This window comes from Pseudomonas sp. NFACC14 (assembly GCF_900106885.1).
Classification (GTDB): Bacteria; Pseudomonadota; Gammaproteobacteria; order Pseudomonadales; family Pseudomonadaceae; genus Aquipseudomonas; species Aquipseudomonas fluorescens_AA.
In genome coordinates, this window is record NZ_FNOA01000002.1 from 225576 (window position 1) to 244745 (window position 19170).

16 protein-coding genes, 1 tRNA gene and 3 pseudogenes are annotated in these 19170 nt (G+C 59.3%); 13 read left to right on the forward strand and 7 right to left on the reverse strand.

Annotated features, from left to right (window positions below):
• Nucleotides 1-2 precede the first annotated feature (2 nt).
• From ihfA to BLU85_RS05575, 5 genes and pseudogenes are all read left to right on the forward strand, one after another.
• On the forward strand, nt 3-305 hold the full coding sequence (gene ihfA, locus BLU85_RS05555) for an integration host factor subunit alpha (protein WP_002553164.1): 303 nt from the start codon (nt 3-5) through the stop codon (nt 303-305).
• On the forward strand, nt 286-642 hold the full coding sequence (locus tag BLU85_RS05560; protein WP_003179985.1) for a MerR family transcriptional regulator: 357 nt from the start codon (nt 286-288) through the stop codon (nt 640-642). Before ihfA ends, BLU85_RS05560 begins: the two co-directional genes overlap by 20 nt.
• Before the next feature lie 90 nt (nt 643-732).
• Nucleotides 733-809, forward strand: a tRNA-Pro gene (locus BLU85_RS05565).
• 221 nt (nt 810-1030) lie between these two features.
• A pseudogene (locus BLU85_RS05570) lies at nt 1031-1246 on the forward strand (LysR family transcriptional regulator); the annotation flags it as partial.
• Nucleotides 1234-1806 (forward strand): annotated as a pseudogene (locus tag BLU85_RS05575) (SDR family oxidoreductase); the annotation flags it as partial. The pseudogenes BLU85_RS05570 and BLU85_RS05575, both read left to right, overlap by 13 nt.
• 37 nt (nt 1807-1843) lie before the next feature.
• Here BLU85_RS05575 and BLU85_RS05580 read toward each other — a convergent pair.
• Nucleotides 1844-2812: an AraC family transcriptional regulator gene (locus tag BLU85_RS05580; RefSeq protein WP_092198992.1), complete on the reverse strand. Its 969-nt coding sequence runs from the start codon at nt 2810-2812 to the stop codon at nt 1844-1846.
• A 101-nt stretch (nt 2813-2913) separates the two neighbouring features.
• Between BLU85_RS05580 and BLU85_RS05585 the strand changes: the two genes are divergently transcribed.
• The 3 genes from BLU85_RS05585 to BLU85_RS05595 are packed head-to-tail and all read left to right on the forward strand — an operon-like array spanning nt 2914 to nt 7224.
• Nucleotides 2914-4164 (forward strand): MFS transporter, encoded by a 1251-nt coding sequence (locus tag BLU85_RS05585; protein WP_092198989.1) that lies wholly within the window; start codon nt 2914-2916, stop codon nt 4162-4164.
• 49 nt (nt 4165-4213) lie between these two features.
• Nucleotides 4214-5563, forward strand: a complete 1350-nt coding sequence (locus BLU85_RS05590) for an MFS transporter (protein WP_092198986.1) — start codon at nt 4214-4216, stop codon at nt 5561-5563.
• Nucleotides 5560-7224 carry a N,N-dimethylformamidase beta subunit family domain-containing protein gene (locus BLU85_RS05595; protein ID WP_092198983.1) on the forward strand — a complete coding sequence of 555 codons (1665 nt, stop codon included), beginning with the start codon at nt 5560-5562 and terminating at the stop codon, nt 7222-7224. The genes BLU85_RS05590 and BLU85_RS05595 overlap by 4 nt, the downstream gene beginning before the upstream one ends.
• Before the next feature lie 249 nt (nt 7225-7473).
• Here BLU85_RS05595 and tcuB read toward each other — a convergent pair whose 3' ends face one another.
• The 4 genes from tcuB to BLU85_RS05615 all read right to left on the reverse strand — a co-directional run bounded on the left by tcuB (nt 7474) and on the right by BLU85_RS05615 (nt 12151).
• On the reverse strand, nt 7474-8631 hold the full coding sequence (gene tcuB / locus BLU85_RS05600) for a tricarballylate utilization 4Fe-4S protein TcuB (RefSeq protein WP_092198980.1): 1158 nt from the start codon (nt 8629-8631) through the stop codon (nt 7474-7476).
• The gene (gene tcuA / locus BLU85_RS05605) at nt 8618-10072 is read right to left on the reverse strand and encodes an FAD-dependent tricarballylate dehydrogenase TcuA (protein ID WP_092198978.1); all 1455 of its coding nucleotides are present in this window, start codon (nt 10070-10072) and stop codon (nt 8618-8620) included. The genes tcuB and tcuA overlap by 14 nt, the downstream gene beginning before the upstream one ends.
• Nucleotides 10073-10231: 159 nt before the next feature.
• Nucleotides 10232-11167 (reverse strand): LysR family transcriptional regulator, encoded by a 936-nt coding sequence (locus BLU85_RS05610; RefSeq protein WP_092198975.1) that lies wholly within the window; start codon nt 11165-11167, stop codon nt 10232-10234.
• Between the two features lie 132 nt (nt 11168-11299).
• The gene (locus BLU85_RS05615; RefSeq protein ID WP_092198972.1) at nt 11300-12151 is read right to left on the reverse strand and encodes a LysR family transcriptional regulator; all 852 of its coding nucleotides are present in this window, start codon (nt 12149-12151) and stop codon (nt 11300-11302) included.
• Between the two features lie 349 nt (nt 12152-12500).
• Between BLU85_RS05615 and BLU85_RS05620 the strand changes: the two genes are divergently transcribed.
• Together BLU85_RS05620 and BLU85_RS05625 are read left to right on the forward strand one after the other, a co-directional pair.
• The gene (locus tag BLU85_RS05620) at nt 12501-13973 is read left to right on the forward strand and encodes an MFS transporter (RefSeq protein WP_092198969.1); all 1473 of its coding nucleotides are present in this window, start codon (nt 12501-12503) and stop codon (nt 13971-13973) included.
• Nucleotides 13974-14041: 68 nt separating this feature from the next.
• On the forward strand, nt 14042-14800 hold the full coding sequence (locus BLU85_RS05625) for an SDR family NAD(P)-dependent oxidoreductase (protein WP_092198966.1): 759 nt from the start codon (nt 14042-14044) through the stop codon (nt 14798-14800).
• 20 nt (nt 14801-14820) lie between these two features.
• Here BLU85_RS05625 and BLU85_RS05630 read toward each other — a convergent pair whose 3' ends face one another.
• Both BLU85_RS05630 and BLU85_RS05635 read right to left on the reverse strand, forming a co-directional pair.
• Nucleotides 14821-16215 (reverse strand): heavy metal sensor histidine kinase, encoded by a 1395-nt coding sequence (locus BLU85_RS05630; protein ID WP_092198963.1) that lies wholly within the window; start codon nt 16213-16215, stop codon nt 14821-14823.
• Nucleotides 16188-16882: pseudogene (locus BLU85_RS05635) on the reverse strand (heavy metal response regulator transcription factor). The gene BLU85_RS05630 and the pseudogene BLU85_RS05635 overlap by 28 nt, the downstream one beginning before the upstream one ends.
• Before the next feature lie 217 nt (nt 16883-17099).
• Here BLU85_RS05635 and BLU85_RS05640 point away from each other — a divergent pair.
• From BLU85_RS05640 to BLU85_RS05650, 3 genes are all read left to right on the forward strand, one after another.
• Entirely contained in the window at nt 17100-17711 is a 612-nt protein-coding gene (locus BLU85_RS05640) for a hypothetical protein (RefSeq protein ID WP_092198960.1), read from the forward strand.
• 72 nt (nt 17712-17783) lie between these two features.
• A complete protein-coding gene (locus BLU85_RS05645; RefSeq protein ID WP_092198957.1) occupies nt 17784-18407 on the forward strand; it encodes a cytochrome b/b6 domain-containing protein in 624 nt (207 codons plus the stop codon).
• Nucleotides 18400-19170 (forward strand): molybdopterin-dependent oxidoreductase, encoded by a 771-nt coding sequence (locus BLU85_RS05650; protein WP_092198954.1) that lies wholly within the window; start codon nt 18400-18402, stop codon nt 19168-19170. The genes BLU85_RS05645 and BLU85_RS05650 overlap by 8 nt, the downstream gene beginning before the upstream one ends.

Genomic DNA, 19170 nt, shown 5'->3' on the forward strand with positions numbered 1-19170 from the left:
GTATGGGGGCTCTGACGAAAGCTGAGATGGCGGAACGTCTGTATGAGGAGCTGGGCCTGAATAAACGGGAGGCCAAAGAATTGGTCGAACTGTTTTTCGAAGAAATCAGGCACGCTCTCGAAGACAACGAACAGGTCAAGTTGTCCGGTTTCGGCAATTTCGACCTTCGGGACAAACGCCAGCGGCCTGGCCGCAATCCGAAAACGGGAGAAGAAATCCCGATCACGGCTCGCCGTGTGGTCACCTTTCGTCCAGGGCAGAAGTTGAAGGCCCGAGTTGAGGCTTATGCTGGAACCAAGTCATAACGACGAACTACCCGTCATCCCGGGCAAACGCTACTTCACCATTGGTGAAGTCAGCGAGCTGTGTGCGGTAAAACCGCACGTGCTGCGCTATTGGGAGCAGGAGTTTCCTCAACTCAACCCGGTCAAGCGCCGCGGAAACCGCCGGTATTATCAGCGACAAGACGTGCTGATGATCCGGCAGATCCGCGCGCTGCTGTACGACCAGGGGTTCACCATCGGCGGCGCACGCCTGCGCCTCTCCGGTGATGAGGCAAAGGACGATACAACCCAGTACAAACAAATGATCCGCCAGATGATCGCCGAGCTTGAAGATGTGCTGGTGGTGCTCAAGAAATAAAATTTCTGCTTTAAATACTTCCAGTTTTCAAAAGCTTGCGATATATTCCTGAGCGTTCCGTTGAGAAGCGGAACAAGATTCACGCCTAGTCGGGGCGTAGCGCAGTCCGGTAGCGCACTAGCATGGGGTGCTAGGGGTCGAGTGTTCGAATCACTCCGTCCCGACCATATAATTCAAGGGGTTGCGAGATTTTATCTCGCGACCCCTTTTTATTTTTATGCGTTTTTACTCTACAAAATCACTGGCTCTCAGTGGAACCTTCAAAAGAGAGGGAAGCCGCTGACGCTGATGCGATGGTTCCCTAAGTGTTGTTTCGAGTGGGCTTGGTTCTATCATGAGCTTGCGTTCATGCATGCTCTGTTTTGATCACTCGCCGGATATTGCCCTTATGAGAGACCTGCCGCCTACCGCGACCTTGCGCGCATTCGAAGTTGCCACCCGGCACTTGACCTTCACTTCAGCCGCACAGGAGCTAAATGTTACTCAAAGCGCGGTCAGTCACCAGCTCAAGCATCTCGAGGCGCTCTGGGGACTGCAGTTATTTGAATGTGGCAAGGCGTTACGCATCACGGCAGCGGGGGTGGCGCTGGCGCCCATCGTGCGGACCCGCAACAAGTCTGCGATTTGTTCACAGCCATCGACCACTCGTTCGGACGCATCGACGTCCTGGTCAATAACGCCGGGATGCTGGCGCATCAGTCGCGTCTGGAGGACCTCGGCTTCGAGCGGATGCAGCGCATCTTTGCGGTCAATGCCATTGGGCCAATACTCTGTGCTCAGCAAGCGGTGAAGCGCATGTCTTACCGCCACAACGGCCCGGGAGGCGTGGTGATCAATGTCTCATCGACCTCGGCGCGCCTTGGCAGCCCCAATGAGTACGTCGACTATGCGGCGTCAAAGGGCGCCTTGGAGACCTTCACCATTGGATTTGCAAAGGAGGTGGCCCGGGAGGGGATACGCGTCAACTGCATTCGCCCCGGACATATCTATACCGACATGCACGCCAGTGGCGGTGAGCCGGGGCGGGTCGATCGTGTGAAGGACTCGATCCCCATGGGGCGGGGCGGTCAGCCCGAGGAAGTGGCACGGGCGATTCTATGGCTCGCCAGCGCGGAGGCGTCATTTGTTACCGGTACATTCCTCGATGTGACGGGTGGTAAATGAGCCAGGGGCTCGGATCATCGACTCCTTGCGCGCGGTTTCAAGTCGTAGCGGGCTGCTTAACCTTACGACTCAAACCCGGTGTCTTACCCGTAATGCGCTTGAATGCACGACTGAAAGCGGCCTGGGATGTATAGCCCAAACGCTGCGCCACCTCTTCAATCGGCAGCCTTTCGAGGGTCAGCCACTGGCTCGCAAGCCGCATTCGCAGTTCGGTGACGTAGCGCAGCGGGGTCATGCCAATCGTGTCCTGGAAGCGCTCCGCGAAGACCGAGCGTGAGGTATTGCAGTGCTCGGCCAGCTGCGCAACGGTCCAGTCGCGGCCCGGATGTTGATGGAGCGCAAGCAGTGCACCGGCCAAGCGTGGATCGCGCAAGGCGGCGACCAGGCCAGAGGCATTCCCGCAGGCGCACTCGACCCAGCCACGAACGACCATGGCAGCCACCACGTCAGCCAACCGCGCGAGGATCCCGGCGAAGCCGACACGGGCGGCGCTGACCTCGCGTTCCATGGTGGTCAGTATCGGCACCAGCCCGGGGTAACGCTGACCGCCGGCATCAATCAGCATGAGGCCCGGCATCAGCCGGCCAAGGCCATGAATACTACCCAGTTCAAACTCCATGCAACCGCTGAACAAAATAGTGCTCGGCGTGGGACTGGCATCGGTTCCGGCATCCACCGCGCTGACGGTGTCACCTAAGGGCGCGCCGCCTAGACGATCAATGTCCTGAACAGGCGCGTCCGGATGGGAAAACAGTTGATGAGCTGCGCCGTGGGAGATGAACACGGCGTTGCCGGCAGACAGCGCGTAGGTGCTGCCGTCCTCCATTCGCAGTACCGCATTGCCGACGGCCAGGAAGTGGAACCAGGCGTGCCCAGGTTTTTCCGCGAAACGCAGCCCAAAAGTTGGACCCGCCTGGATACGCCGGTATTCAACGCCACGCAGGCGCATGCCGCGCAACAGCTCGTTAATGAGGTCCGAGGAAAGAGCAAACTGATCTGCAGGCATCGTTCAGGTGTTTTAGTCAAAAAGTTGAGACTTAGGATCATAGATCATCCAGTTTTCGGCGCCTAGACTTCGGCTCGCAATGAAGATTGGGAGATCGAGCAATGACTGACTGTGTATGTAACGCCGTATCCGACCGCTATCCCGGCGTCGGCGCGGACGTAGAGCCTGCGACGCCCGCATGGATGGCCGTCTTCTCGTTGGCAATGGGTGTGTTCGGGTTACTGACCGCTGAGTACCTTCCGGCCAGTTTGTTGACGCTGATGGCTACCGACCTGGGAGTGTCCGAAGCGCTGGCTGGCCAGGCGGTAACGGTGACAGCCGTGGTGGCGCTGTTCGCTGGCTTGTTGGTGCCAGGCCTGACCCGCGGCATCGACCGACGTTGGGTGTTGCTGGGTTTTTCCACGTTGATGGTCGCTTCCAATCTGTTGGTCGCCATTTCCTCCAGCTTCGCGGTGCTGTTGTTGATGCGCATCTTGCTGGGCATTGCCCTTGGCGGTTTCTGGAGCATGGCGGCGGCGGTAGCGATGCGCTTGGTGCCGAGTGCTTTGTTGCCTCGGGCGCTTTCGATCATTTTCAGCGGCATTGCCATCGGGACGGTAGTTGCAGTGCCGCTGGGGAGTTATCTGGGCGGGTTATATGGCTGGCGCAGCGCGTTCTTTGCAGCGGCGGCGGTCGGCATAGTGACCCTGGCTTTCCAGTCGCTCACTCTCCCGCGCCTTGCGCCGCGCCGGCCGGCACGCCTGCGCACCGTGCTCGAGGTGTTGCAGCGCCCGGGCATTGCCATGGGCATGTTCGGTTGCGTGCTGGTGCACAGCGGGCACTTCGCGATGTTCACTTACGTTCGGCCATTCCTTGAAGGGACTACCGGCATCGGCCCGCAAGGGCTGTCACTGATGTTGCTGGGGTTCGGTGTGGCGAACTTCGTCGGCACGCTGTTAGCCGGGAGGTTTCTGGAGCGCCACCCTCTGGCCACTCTGGTGCTGATGCCCTCGCTGGTCGGCGTCGCAGCACTGGCGTTGGTGCTGTTGCCGGCGTCGGTGCCGGGGCAGGCGGTACTGCTGGCGATCTGGGGCCTGGCCTTTGGTGGTGTGCCGGTGGCGTGGTCGAACTGGGTCGCCCGAGCGGTACCTGATCAGGCGGAAAGCGCCGGGGGCATGGTGGTGGCATCTGTGCAGTCCGCCATCGCAACGGGCGCGGCCGCTGGCGGTGCAATGTTCAGCCTCGGAGGCAGTGCAGGAGTGTTCGTAGCGGCGGCCGTGCTGATGCTGCTGGCCGCGTTGCTGATTGCACTGCGTATCCGAATCCCATCTGCGCATTGTATTCGCCAGCCCAAGCCGGCGTTGCACCTTTGATCCGGTTTCTCAAACCGCTTCGATCCCGTCCGTATTCAGGAGATACACCATGAACAATACGACGTCTCACCAAGGACGCCTCAAATCGTTGCGCGCGGCAGGTATCGGCAATGCGCTCGAATGGTTTGACTGGACCTTGTACGCAACTTTTTCGGTGTATCTGGCAAGCAATCTGTTCGACAAGACCGATGCGCGCTCGGCGATGCTCTCGACCCTTGCCGTGTTTGCGGTTGGCTTTGTCGCTCGCCCTGTGGGCGGATGGTTGTTTGGCCGACTGAGCGACCGACTGGGGCGGCGGACCATCATGGTGATCACCATGCTGCTGCTTGCGATCAGCAGCCTTGGCATCGCGCTTATCCCTGATTACCAGAGCATCGGCCTGAATGCCTCGGTCGCGCTGCTGTTTTTCCGCCTGGTGCAGGGGCTCGCCCATGGCGGTGAGACAGGGGTGTCCTACACCTATGTCGCAGAGATCGCCCCAAGCAAGCACCGTGGCTTATGGTCGAGTTCCGTTTATGTGGGGGTGACGCTGGGAGTGATGGCAGCAACGGCCGTGGCGGCGTTGCTGACCTGGCTGCTGGGCGCGCAGGCCATGGGTGACTACGGCTGGAGGATCGGTTTCGCCATTGGTGGAGTACTTGGTATTTATGCGCTGTTTTTACGCCGTAGTGCGCAGGAATCTCATGTGTTCGTAGAGCAGCAGGGGCAAGCGCGGCCGCCGCGCAAGCTGTCCACAGGGGAGATGCTACGCGTCGCGCGTAACATCGTCATGCTTGCAGCGGCCGCCAATGTCACTTACTACGCGTGGGTCACGTTCGGCGCTTCGACGGCGATTGCCCAGGGTATGGACGCCACGGGTGCCTATGTGGCCAGCCTTCTCGCGCAGATCCTCTGCGTGTGCTGGTTGCCGGTCTGCGGAATGTTGTCCGATCGGGTAGGACGCCGGCCCATGGTCATCGCCTGGGGCCTGGGTGTGATCGTGCTGACCTATCCCATCTCGATAATGGTGACCACTGAACCCTACACGCTGTTCCTGGCACAGGTGCTGGGGCTCGGCGCCTGGTCGTTGATCGCGGCGATTTTCCCTGCAGTGCTGTCCGAGCAGGTGCCGACCCAGGCGCGGGCTCAGGGCGTCGGTTTTGTCTCATCGGTTTCAGTGGCGATCTTTGGCGGCACCGCCCCTTATCTACACAACTATCTTAGCGGCGCCGACCTTGGCTACTTCTACGTCAGCTATGTCATCGGGTTGGGCATAGTCACTGTCCTGGCAGGGTTCCTTATCGACGAAACGGCGGGCATGGACCTTGCGCACATCGAGGCGCCTGGCGTTCGAGTCAGCGTACATACATTGGCTGGTCGAGCCGTAGAGTCGGCCGAACAAAGGAGTGCGACTCTATGAGTTCCATAGACCTCATAAACGCCGCTGCACGAGGCGAACGACCGGGCGCCAACGTGACCGTCAGCCAGACGTCGGGGCCACGTCAGGCCGCACGCGAGACCTGGGTCGAAGTCCCTTCCGAGTCGGGCCCGGCGGCCGCCTGGTGCTACTCCGATCGCCGCGCCTATAGCCCGGGTGATTCGGTTTGCCTGTATCTGTCGTCGAACCGCCCGCAAGTGAGACTCCGGATCTACCGTGATGGCGCCATCGCCCGCACGCTGCATACCACCGAAAACCTTGATGCTCGATTCCACCCCATTCCCGAGCGTGCCTATGAGCAGGGCTGCCAATGGCCTGCCTTCATGCAATGGACAATCCCGGCGGATGCCGAGCAGGGTGCCTATATAGTGGAAGTACGGGGCGGCGACGACAGCGTCCTTGGGCATCATCTGTTCATCGTTAAGGCGCTGCGCAAGCGTGCCGATGCCTTGGCGCTCGTCGCAGCCACATCGACGTGGGCCGCTTATAACGACTGGGGCGGTGCCAATCATTACTTTGGCATCCACCCCGGCACGCCGCGTGGTCGATCACCGTTGCTGTCGGCGCAGCGCCCTTGGGCGCGAGGGCAGGTGTGGCTGCCGGAGGATGCGCCCCGTTGCGTCAACGCGACCCGGCCCCGCAAGCCAGGGCCGTCGCGCTATGAGTTTATCGAATGGGCCAGCCTCAACGGTTACGCCAAGTACTACGCGCTGGCGGGGTGGGCTTCTTACGAGAGACCTTTTGTGGTTTGGGCCGAGCGGCAAGGTTATACAGTGCATATCCTGACCCAGGACGATTTGCATCATGACCAGCACGCGCTTGAGGGCTACGCCTGCGCCGTCTTCGCCGGGCACGACGAGTACTGGACGCGGGAAATGCGCGACCATGTCGACGCCTTTGTCGAGGAGGGTGGCAAGGTCGCGCGCTTTGCTGGCAATTTTATGTGGCAGATCCGCTTGGAAGACGGTGGCCGGCGGCAAGTGGCCTACAAGTACGATGCCGGTGCGCTCGATCCTGTGGCCGCTACCGAGCCTCATCGGCTAACGGGGGCTTGGGAAGATCCGAGGGTAAATCACCCCGGGGCAACGACGTTCGGGGTGAATGCTCTGCGCGGGATATACGGCAGCTTTGGGGGAATGGCACCGCGCAACCCACGCGGGTACACAGTTTTCAGGCCTAAGCACTGGGCGTTCATGGGGACGGGCCTGGGTTACGCGGACATGTTCGGAGACGAAGCCAACATCTTTGGTTATGAGGTGGATGGCCTGGAATACACGTTCGTCGACGGCCTTCCAGAACCGCTCTGCACAGACGGTGCGCCCTGCGGATTGCAAATCCTGGCAATGGGCTGGGCGACCAATGCCGAGCATGGCCGCGCCGAGGACGCCTATTCATTCATGCTCGGCGATGGCGATGCCCGGTTTCGTGCTTCCATCCTGGCGCCTGACCTTAACGACGCCAGCATCGATTTGCATAGCCGCGGGGCCGGCATGGTGGTGCACTTTCACAAAGGTCGAGGTGAGGTCTTTACTGCCGCCACATGCGAATGGGTACATGGGCTCATGCAGGCAGACATCTACACCGAGATGATCACCAAAAATGTGCTTGAGCGTTTTTTGCGCAATACACAGGAGGTTGGCTGATCGCCTTAAAAAGGCGGTAATGGCTTTCGATGTAATAGATCCAAGGTCTAGAGCCCAAGTAAATACTGGCTTGGAAAAGTCCAGAGTAAAATTTTGGGATCTTTCAAGGAAGTATGAAAAAGGAGATGGGGTGCTAGGGGTCGAGTGTTCGAATCACTCCGTCCCGACCATATAATTCAAAGGGTTGCGAGATTTTATCTCGCGACCCTTTTTTATTTATAGACCCCTTGGCTCGGGTTGTTGCCGTTGTCAGTCGCTGCCAGCATTGATCGGGTTGGGTTGACGCTTCTCTATGGCGTGTTTGAGCAGCGCTGCGCTGCGGAATATGCCATGGGCGAATTTGCTGTAGGGCATGGTCAAGAAAAACGCCATGACCAGGCCGAGATGAATCGCCAGCATGAAGCCCAAGGCACTGGTTTCACGAAAAGCCAGCAGCGCCAGGCCGCTTGCGCTGACCAGAAACAGCAGCGCGATGAAACCGCGATCCATGGGTTTTTGGTTCTCATCGCCGTGCGCAGGGTTGCGACGCAGGTTCAGCCAAAGAAGACCCGCCGGGCCGATCAGCAGGCCGATACCACCGGCAATACCCAACATCACCGGCAAGCTGAAGATCGGATAAGGCGCCGACCACTTCAGCAGATAGTGAAAGAGCGTGGCGACACCGGTGGCGGCGAAGCACAGCATGAAGCCGTAGAAGGTGAGGTGGTGGAATCGGCGGCGCCACAAGGTGAATTGATCGTCGGCGTTATTGCAGCCTTCGCCATGACCGCCGTCCAGGTATTTGAGCTTCGCGATGTTGGCCGTAGCCTCCAATGCCGCGGACGTTTTCAACGGCAGTGGCGCTGCGACCGGTGAAACGTTGCGCCAGAAGCGCCGTACACCCATGGTCAGGGCGAGTACCGCAAAGCCGAACACTGAGCCAAACATCAGCGCCAGGGTGTTATGCGGGAAAATCTTGTAGAAGTCACCTCCGGAAATGGCCGTGAACAGGTTGCCCATGAGCATCAGGGTCAGGCATAAAAACAACGCCAGTCCCCCACCGGAAGCCAGCGCCAGGGTCAGGCCGTTGCGCTGATACAACTTGCCCAGCGCTTGCGGCCAGGCGTATTCGGCGTAAGTATCCAGGCGCACTTTGGCCATGGCTTGGGGTATGTTGACGTCGAATTCGTGTGGGGCGGCGTACTGACAGGCGTGCAGGCACGCGCCGCAGTTATGGCACAAGTTCGCCAGGTAATGGATGTCGGCCTGAGTGAATTCCAAGCGCCGGGTCATCGCCGGAAATACCGCGCAAAAGCCTTCGCAATAACGACAGGCATTGCAGATGGTCATCTGCCGCTGGACTTCACTTTCGTCAAGATTCAACACCGGGATCAGCCCGTCCGGCGCTTGGGGATCAAACAGTTGCATGTCGAGGCTCCGTGTTTGCAGATGAAATGCCAAAGCCCACCGAAGCGGCCGCCTGCGCACCGGCGATGCGGCCAAACGCGGTACCGATGGCCATGCCGATGCCTGCGGTGTAGCCCTTACCCAGAACATTGCCGGCCATCATTTCCCCCGCGACGAACAGGTTGGGGCTCGCTTTGCCGTTGAAATGCACGGCAGCGGTTTCGTCGGTAGCGAGTCCGAGATAGGTGAATGTGACACCCGGTTTAAGCGGGTACGCGTAGAAAGGTGGTTTCACCAATGGCCGCGCCCAATGGGTTTTGGCGGGCGTCAGTCCTTGGGTGTGGCAGTCGTCCAACGCCGTGTGATCGAACGTGCCAACGTGGCAGGCGCTGTTGTAGTCCTCGACAGTCTTGACGAATTTTTCTTGAGGCAGCTTCAACAGACGGGCAAGGTCTTGCAGGGTATTGGCGGTGGTTCCGGGAAAAACCGGCGGCATGAAGCGGCCAATGGCTTGTTGATCGATGATCGAATACGCCTGCTGACCGGGTTGCCCGGCCACCAGACGCCCCCAGATCGCATAACGTTTTGGCCAGAAATCCTCACCTTCGTCGTAGAAGCGTTCGCCATCACGATTGACCACCACACCCAGCGATACGCAGTCGATTCGGGTGCAGATGCCGCCGTCGTAGAATGGCGCGCGGGCATCAATCGCGACCATGTGTGCTTGCGTCGGATCGCCGATCACATCTGCGCCCAGGTCGAGCATGCGGCGTAGCAAAATGCCGGTGTTGAATCGGGTGCCCCGGATCAGGAAATTATCCGATGGCCATTCACCGCGTTCGTTCTGACCCCAGGCTTCGCGGAGCCATTCACGGTTGGATTCGAAGCCGCCGGCCGCCAACACGCAGGCCCGGGCTTCAATGCGTTCTGCGGCGAAACGCTGACCATCGACCTCATGTTCGCCCACATGGGCGGCGACGAATTTCCCCTCATCCAACTCGATGTCGGTCACTTGCGTGTTGTATCGAACTTTTACACCCAGGCGCTCGGCGCTGCGGAAATACGCATTGACCAGCGCTTTGCCGCCGCCCATGAAAAATGCATTGGTCCGCGCCACGTGCAGCGCGCCGGACAGCGATGGCTGAAAATGCACGCCGTGTGAACGCATCCAATCGCGGCAAGAAGACGATGCCCGAATTACAATGCGTGCAAGCTTTTCATCCGTGAGGCCACCGGTAACCTTCAACAGGTCTTGCCAGTATTCTTCTTCCGGATAGGTATCGATCAGCACGTCCTGCGGTTCGTCGTGCATGCACCGCAGGTTACGGGTGTGTTGGGAGTTGCCCCCGCGCCAGATTTTCGGAGAGGCTTCCAGTAGCATCACGCTGGCGCCCGCTTCTCGCGCCATCAGAGCGGCGCACAAGGCAGCGTTGCCACCCCCTATGATTAAGACATCGATCATTATCGCTCCTCGATTTGCAAGGAAGCGGGAACGAAGTGCTCCTTGCGAGTGGGGAGAACGATAGGGTGGGGAGGGAGTGGCCGAAAGACTGCTTTTGATGCGGGGTGTTTAGTTTTTCTAAAGGCCGTGTCGTCAGGAGATGTCTGGGTTGAAGGAGGATTACGCGTCTACCCCTTCTATCCACGTAGCTCCAGGCCACTGTTTGTCGACGACCAACTGTCGCGCAACATCGACGATGACTAACCGCGTTGCCAGCGCTGCCGGAGAGAGTTCATCGTCAGCCAGCGTCGCCAGAAGATTACGCCGGCCCACATGGGGATCGGCAATCCTGACCAGTGAAAGTCCGGACCCGTCTTTCAATGCAGCGGCCGCCCCCGGTTGTATCGTTGCCGCATGACCGGCCCGAACGGCGTTCATCAAAACAGCGAGACCGTCGACTTCCATAATGACATTGGGTGTTAGCCCGACCCGCTCGAACGCGCTCATCAATGCCGAGCGCAATCCATGTTGCGCACTGGGCATGACCAGCGGCAGGCCGCCGAGGTCGGCTAACTGCACGCTGTCACCAGAAGGCGCTTGAGGGAGGCTGGGCGAGGCAATGACAAACAGCTTTTCATCCAGCAGCGGCGTCACGCTCCAACGTTTACCTCCTTCGAGCTGGAAGAGGATGGCCAAGTCAATCTGCCGTGCGTTGAGCTGTGCCGCCAAGTGGCCGGAAAGCATTTCCACCAAATGCAGTTGTATGTCCGGATAACGCGCACGCATTGCGTTGATCAATGGCAACGCGAGCACCGTTGCGGTAGTCGGCGGTAAGCCAACGCTGACATAACCGCTCATTCGCCCGCGATGGGCGGCCATGATGGCGTTTTCCGCCTGGCGTAGCGTCAATTGGGCATGGTGTAAAAACGCAAATCCGGCGCTAGTGGGCGTGACGCCGGTGGAGGTTCGGTTCAGGAGGCGGGTGCACAGTTCGCTTTCCAGCTTGGAGATTTGCTGACTGAGGGCTGACACGCCTACGTCCAGTTCAAGTGCCGCACGCCCCAGGCTGCCAAGCTCGATGATTTTTACGAAATAGCGCAGCTGTCTCAATTCCAATGTGGTTGCTCCCCACGGATGTGTGAAAACCTGCCTCGGTGATACCTATCAACGCACGCAACCAATACAGACCAGCCGCGTCATTCCAGATATCTACTTACTTATCGGGACTGACCCTCGCAAAGCGAGGCCCTACGTACCAATCATTTCACCCGCGAGATCCGCCAGGGCGCGGAGCCTGTCCATCTGCTTCATGTCGTGGTGATAACCCATCCAGATATCACGTCCTGGTGGTTCACTGCCGACGTCTACCCATCTCAGGGCGGTCAACTGATCGCCAAGCACCCGTGGCAAGACCGCCACACCCAATCCGCGGGCGCACATTTGCGCCTGAACGGTACGGCTGCTGCTGGTGAACACGGTTCTGGCGCGGGGAAACATCTGCTGTAGCCAAAGCACGTCGGGGTAGTGAGCTTGCGCTGTGTTCATGAGGATCAACCCCAGGCCTTCTCCCTCTTCAGAGGGGGAGAAGGGCGAGTGCGCGGCGACGTACAGTCCGTAGCTGAGTGTCGTCAGTCGACGTTGAACGATATCAGGTTCGGTGAACGGCACGATGCGAAAGGCGATATCCGCATCGCGGCGAGTCAGATCGAACAGGCGATGTCCGGGGATCACCTCTGGAACGATCAACGGGTACCGTCGCGACATTTCGTCGAGTACAGGGGCGAGCACATAGCAGGCGAACCAGTCCGCCGATGAAATTCGCAACAGTCCTTCAGGTTGATCGCTGTCGCCCGCCAGGTGCCGCTCAATGGAAAGGGCGCTTCGCTCCATTTCCTCGGCCAGCCCCAGAATTTTCTCACCGCTGTCCGTCAACACCAGACCTTGCCCGGTGCGGCGGAAAAAAACCTGCCCGCTGTGCTGCTCAAGGACGTGAAGCCGCCGTCCTACGGTGGGATGGCTAACGCCCAGTTGCTTCGCGGCAGCGCCCAGCGAGCCGGTGCGGACAATCGCCAGAAAGACGCGCAAGTCGTTCCAGTCCATGGGCTCACCCCCAACAAAAATGAACGGCGAAGATGCAGCAATGGCCGTCCCGTTGCAACCCCATGGCGGAACAGCGCGGACGGAAGATACCGCATATGCCTATCGCTGGAAGCGAACATTTCAAGTCGGCTTTTGCCCCAGCCTGAGGGCGCCGCATAACGGGTGGCGGCCTTACAAAAATGCACGAGGAATGTGCATCCCTGGCAGTGCCGCCGCCAGTCGTTGACTTCGACAATAGACCCTCAATGACGGCAACAAACCCTGAGGCTTGCCGTTTCATCTGTCAGGCAGCGCACCTGAGTGAACATGAAGCCAGCCTGCGCTAGTCGTATCTTTCTGGAGTTGCCCAATGACATCCAAACTGGATCGCGCCCCAGCAGCCGAATCGCGCCGATGGTTTGCTTTCGCTGTTCTTCTTGTCGGCGCCTTTCTTCCGCCGCTGGATTTTTTCATCGTCAATGTGGCGTTGCCGTCCATTCGTAGCGGCCTGGCGATTACACCGGCGCAGGTCGAATGGGTCATTTCGGGTTATGCCGCCACTTACGCCGTCTTCCTGATCACGGGCGGTCGGCTGGGTGATCTGTTTGGCCGCCGCCGGGTGTTCTTCGCGGGCATGGCCGGCTTCGGCATTGCCTCCCTGATGTGTGGCCTGGCCAACTCGCCGACGGTGTTGATCGGCGGACGAGTGTTGCAAGGTTTGAGCGCTGCGGCGATGGCACCGCAGGGACTGGCGTCCATCCACAGCCTGTTCCCGGAGCATGAACGTTCGCGTGCCTTAGCGGTGTATGGCGCAACGATCGGCTTCGCGGCGGTTGTCGCCCAGGCACTGGGGGGCTGGCTGATATCGATGAATGTCTGGGACCTGCAGTGGCGTGCAGTTTTCTTGATCAATCTGCCCATCATCACCGCTGTGTTTATGGGCGGAATACGGCTGCTTCCCGATACCCGGAGCCAAGTTCCGGTGCCGCTGGATCGCATTGGCGTACTGCTGTGTGCGCTGACGGTCGGGTTGCTGGTGGTACCGTTGATTGAAGGCCGGGAAGCCGGTTGGCCATGGTGGCTGTGTCTGTTGCTGCTCGGCTCGCCGATAGCCGCTGCTGTCTTTTGGCGCTACGAGATCGCGCTGGAGCGTCGGGGCGGCACGCCCTTGGTCAGTCCGCAACTCAGTCGAGCACGCGGCTTGGTGGCCGGACTGACGGGCGTACTGTTCTTCTACGTGGTATCGGCATTCTTCCTGACGTTTTCGATTTATCTACAGGACGCGCTGGGTGCAACGCCATTGGCCTCGGGGATGATGTTCATCCCGTTCGGCGTGGGCTTTCTGATCGGTCCTTTGACAACGCCCTTTGCCATCCGCTTGTTCGGCCGTTTTGTACCCGCCATGGGCATGATGCTCGAGGTACTGGGGTGTCTGATCCTGAGCGCGGCGGTCGCAGCGGCGCCGACAGGGCAGAGCCCTCAATTGGCGTTGGTGATCCTGGCGGTGGGCTTGCTCGGGTTTGGCCAGGGCTGGGCGCTGCCGACCCTTATTCGAACCGTGATAGATCGTGCGCCACCCGGCGGATCGGGAATGATCTCCGGGGTAGTCAATTCGGCCTTGCAGATCAGCGCCGCGCTTGGGGTGGCGGTACTCGGTGGGGTGTTTTACGCACTGGCCGCTCCTGCGCAAAGTCCTTCCTCCCTTGCCACCGGATTCATTGCCACCCTGCTGGGCATCGCTGCTTGCCTGGTCGTTTCAGCGCTGCTGTCCGTTTATGCCTCGATGCCTCGTTCAACAAAAGCGGCTGCTCCTTTCGGCGTTTCGATCAGCCCCGAACCGTGACTGACGCCAGCGCCGCGCAGTTGCCAACTGCTCATCTCACCATAAATGCTTCACTTAGGAGTCAACACATGACGGGTAAATTTATCAATCAAGTAGCGGTCGTCACGGGCGGCTCGACTGGAATCGGCTTTGCGATTGCCCAGGCGCTGTTAGCCGAGGGGGCCAAACGCGTCTATATCACTGGACGCTCGGCGGCGACGTTGGACGCCGCGGTTAGCGCACTGGGCGAGAATGCCGTGGCAGTGGTGTCCGATGTCGCTCGGCAGACCGATCTGGATTCGCTCAAGGCACTGGTCGAAGGCCGGGACGGTCAACTCGATGTGGTGTTTGCCAATGCCGGTATCTGCGAAAAAAATCCCGTGGGCGAAACGACTGAAGCCGCTTACTACACGATGTTCGATATTAACGTTAAGGGCGTATTTTTCACTGTGCAGACGCTGTTGCCGTTGATGAAGGATGGCTCGTCAATCGTGCTGACCGCTTCCATTTGCTCCAGCAACGGGATGGAAGGCCTGAGTCTTTACAATGCGTCGAAGGCTGCGGTGCGTTCATTTGCACGTACTTGGGCCAATGAACTCAAAGGCCGAAAAATACGCGCGAACGTGCTCAGCCCTGGCTTTACCCGGACGCCATTGATGGACAACGGACTGAAGATGGATGAGAGCCAGATCGAAGCCCTCAGAAATCACGTAGGGCAAATCGTGCCGCTGGGCTACATGGCCCAGCCGGAACAAATAGCGTCGTCCGCACTGTTCCTTGCCTGCGCTGACGCCAGTTATGTCAACGGCGTAGAACTGATGGTCGACGGTGGCCTCTCACAAATCTAAGCGATGTCCGGTTGTGTCACTCAGGCAGTGGGGAATAAAAGCGAAAAAAGGATGGTTCCGGGCTTGGGCTGTTCGACACTCACCTTACCGCCATGCAATTGCATGATCGCCATGACGATGGCGAGGCCGAGGCCGTATGAGTCGGAGCGTTGGTGACGGGACGCATCGCCGCGGTAAAAACGGTCGAACAGTTTGCTCAGGGTTTCGTCGCTTAGCACGGGGCCCTGATTCTCCACTTCAATTCGGCACCCGCCGTCGACTGCAACGATGCGCAGCAGAATTTCACTGCCTTCGTCGGCGTAGCGAATCGCGTTGGCGACCAGATTGCTCAGTGCTCGGCGCAGCAGCAAAGGATCGGCGTGCACGGTGCCATCGCCCATAATCTTGATGGACATCTGCCGCTCTTCGGCCAGGCCTTCGAAATAACCCGCGATGCGCTGTGATTCGTCATGTAGCGACAGTGGTTGGCGCTCGACCGGCGATTGCGCTTCGTCGGCGCGAGCGAGGAACAGGATGCTTTCGACGATCCGGGAAATACGCTCCAGTTCTTCAAGGTTCGAGGCGATAAGCGCCTGGTAGTCGTCCTCGCTACGGGGCTGGCGCAGGGCGACCTGGCAGTGCCCCATCAACGAACCCACCGGCGTGCGTATTTCGTGAGCCAGGTCGGCGGAGAACTGCGTCAGTCGCTGATAACCCTTGGCAAGGCGGTCGAGCATCGCGTTGTAGGCGTCACTCAGTTGTTGCAGTTCAACCGGTGTGTCGGCACTGTCCATCCGGCTGTCGAGTCGCTCAGGCGTTATGTTTGCGGCATGGGCGGCCATTTTGCGCAACGGGCGCAGACCGCGTCGCAGCAGCACATAACCGAGCACCGCCGTGAGCAGAAAGGCCAGGGTCACGGCCAGGTAAATGCGTTCGCGAAACGCCGCGAGCATGGCCATTTCCTTGCCCATGATGTGCGCGGCAGTCAGGCGAACGTCGCGCCCGCCCGAGGTGGTTTGTACGGAAGCGGCGCGCAGCGGTACTCCAGAGTCGGTCACGCCGCTGCGCAGGTCGTTGACGCTCAGCTTCGCCTCTTGGCCGATCACAGGCAGATCGGGCAGCGTGACGTTCAGCGGATTGACCAGGATCACCGGCTGCTGGCCGGGCTCCTCGATGATAAAAATATCGTCTTCGCTGTCGAGCATGTTCTTGAAAATCTGCGGGCTGTCACGCAGCTTCTCGATGGCCAGTTCGTAATGCAGCAGTTTACGGAAGTGATCCAGACGGCCCATGACCGCGTGATCGCTGTAGATCAGTACCGAGGCTTTCATCGACTGGTACAGATAAAACCCGGCCCCGGCCACGGCGAGCATGGCCACCAGCGAGAACGCCAGGGTCGAGCGCAGGGTCAGGGATGGTTGGCGTCGGGTCCGCATGGCCTCACCTCGCACACATAGCCGATACCGCGAATGGTATGGATCAGTTTGATCGGGTAGGGCTGGTCGACCTTGCTGCGCAGGCGTTTGACGGCCACGTCCACGACGTTGGTATCGCTGTCGAAATTCATGTCCCAGACTTCCGAAGCAATTTGCGCCCGGGACAGAACATCGCCTTCGCGGCGCAGAAACAGATGCAGCAGGGCGAACTCCTTGTTGGTCAACACAATCACTTGCTGCTGGCGCGTGACGCGGCGACGCACCAGGTCCAGCTCCAGGTCGGCGATGTGGAAATGATCGGCTTCGCGCACCACGCCACGGCGCAGGATGGTGCGAATGCGCAACAGCAACTCGGTGAAGGAAAACGGTTTGACCAGATAGTCGTCGGCGCCCAGTTCCAAGCCGCGAATGCGGTCATGCAACTGGTCGCGAGCGGTGAGAAACAGCACCGGCACATCTTGCTTGGCGCGCAATAGCTCGATGATTTGAAATCCGTCGATGCCGGCAACATCACATCCAGCACGATCAGGTCGTAGGACGTTTGCAGTGCCATGTGCAAGCCATCGGCGCCGTGCTGGGTCCAGTCGACGTTATAGCCGGACTCGCCAAGTCCCTTTTTCAGGTACTCGCCGGTTTTGGTGTCGTCTTCGATCAGCAGAATATGCATCGTCAGGGGGGCTCGGATCTCTTTTATAACGGGATTCAACCCGCGGTATCGGCATCTCAGGATTGCAGTGTAACCAGCTGAGAAGGTTGAGTCGGTTACATTTCTGTCATTCGTAAAGGCGTCGTTGCGAATGACAGAAATGTCATTCGGCGGTCATCGTGAGGTCCCGATCCGGGGGCGAGGATAGCGGCACTTAAACCCGTGAGGAATTGTCGCAATGAAGCTCAAGACTGCTCTGTCCACCACCTTCGGTTTGCTGATGCTCAGTGCCGCTGTCATGGCCACTGCGGCCGATATGCCGGTGATCAAGCCGCTGCGGGGCACCGTCGAAAGTGTCAGCAACAACACGCTGACCTTCACCACCCGCTCCGGCGCCCAGCAGACCATAGGCCTGACTGACAAGACCGGTATCAACCGGGTATCAAAGACGGATATCGATTCGATCAAAGCCGACAGCTTCGTTGGCTCTGCCGCCATTCCACAGGCCGACGGTTCGCTGAAGGCACTGGAAGTCACCGTATTCGAGTCCAGCCTCAAGGGCAGCGGCGAAGGTCACTATGGCTGGCAAAATGCGGATGGCAGCACAGGCACCATGACCAACGGCACCGTGGGCAAATTGTCCAAAGCCAATGGCCGTACGCTGACCGTCAATTACAAGTGCGGCGAGAAGCAACTCGTCGTGCCGGAAGATGTACCCATCGCCTACGTGGAACCAGGCAAAGCCAGTGAGTTGGTCAAAGGCGCGAAAATTGTCGTGTTCCCGGCCGAGGGCGGCACAACCGCACGCGGTATTGCCGTCGGTAAGGATGGATTCCAGCCACCGATGTAATCACCTGAACAGGTTGGAGCGACGCCGTCCGGCATCGCTCCAGCGCACGGATGGTTTCTGAGTGGGAAAAACATGAGTAAAGAATCAATCCATCCCTGGCCCGTCCGCCTCACCCATTGGCTCAACGCCATCGGCATGACCTGCATGTTCATGAGCGGTTGGGCGATTTACAACGCCTCTCCGTTGTTCGCCTTCAAGTTTCCGGTGGCGTTGACGGTGGGCGGATGGCTTGGCGGCTCACTGGCCTGGCACTTTGCGTTTATGTGGCTGCTGTTCATCAACGGCCTTGTCTATGTGCTGTACGGGTTGATCAGCCGCCATTTCAAACGTGATTGGTTGCCGATCAGCCTCCCAGCGCTAAAACATGATTTGACCGATGCACTGCGTTTTCGACTGGTGCACGAGCAGGGCGTTTACAACGCGGTTCAGCGCCTGATGTATTGGATGGTGCTGGCGGCAGGGGTACTGGTCGTCGTCTCGGGGCTGGCGATCTGGAAGCCCATCCAACTGCAAGAGCTGGTCGCGCTCCTGGGCGGCTACGACATTGCCCGGTACGTGCATTTCGCGGCGATGGCGGTGATTGGCGCGTTCGTGATTGTGCATCTGACCTTGGTGATGCTGGTGCCGAAAACCTTGTTGCCCATGATCACGGGTGGCGTACGGCCCATTGAAAGCGGAAAAACCGACCATGATTGAGCCCAAAAAGCGCGCGATTCAGCGCATCAAGCTTGAGCCCGCACAGCAGCTTCAGCTGGAAAATATCCAGCGCCGGAACTTTCTCCGGGGTGGCTTGACCGTCGGTGCGATGGCGATGCTGAGCGGTTGTAACCTGCAGGACGGCGATCAGGTCGATAAGGTGCTGTGGGCGATGTCGCGATGGAACGACCGGGTTCAGGCCTGGCTGTTCAGCGGTCAGAAACTGGCGCCGACCTTCACCAAGGCGCAAATGACCACGCCATTTCCCTTCAATGCATTCTACGGTCAGGACGATATACCGGAGGTGGACCTGTCCGATTATTCGCTGGCCGTCTCCGGACGGGTACGGGACAAGGCGCCGTGGACGCTCGAAGGCTTGCGCAAACTGCCGCAGCGCACTGACATTACGCGCCTGATCTGTGTTGAAGGCTGGAGCGCCATCGGACAGTGGGGTGGCGTGCCGCTGAAAACCTTCCTGGAACACATTGGGGCCGACACCACGGCTAACTTTGTCGGCTTCAAGTGTGCTGACCGTTATTACTCCAGCCTGGACATGGCGACTGCATTGCATCCGCAAACGCTTCTGGCACTGGATTACGGCGAAGTCGCCTTGCCGCCGGAGTATGGCTATCCACTACGGGTTCGAGTACCGACCAAGCTGGGCTTCAAAAACCCCAAGCATATCGTTGAGATTTTCGTCAGCAATGATAATCCAGGCGGGTATTGGGAAGATCAGGGCTATAACTGGTTTAGCGGGATCTGA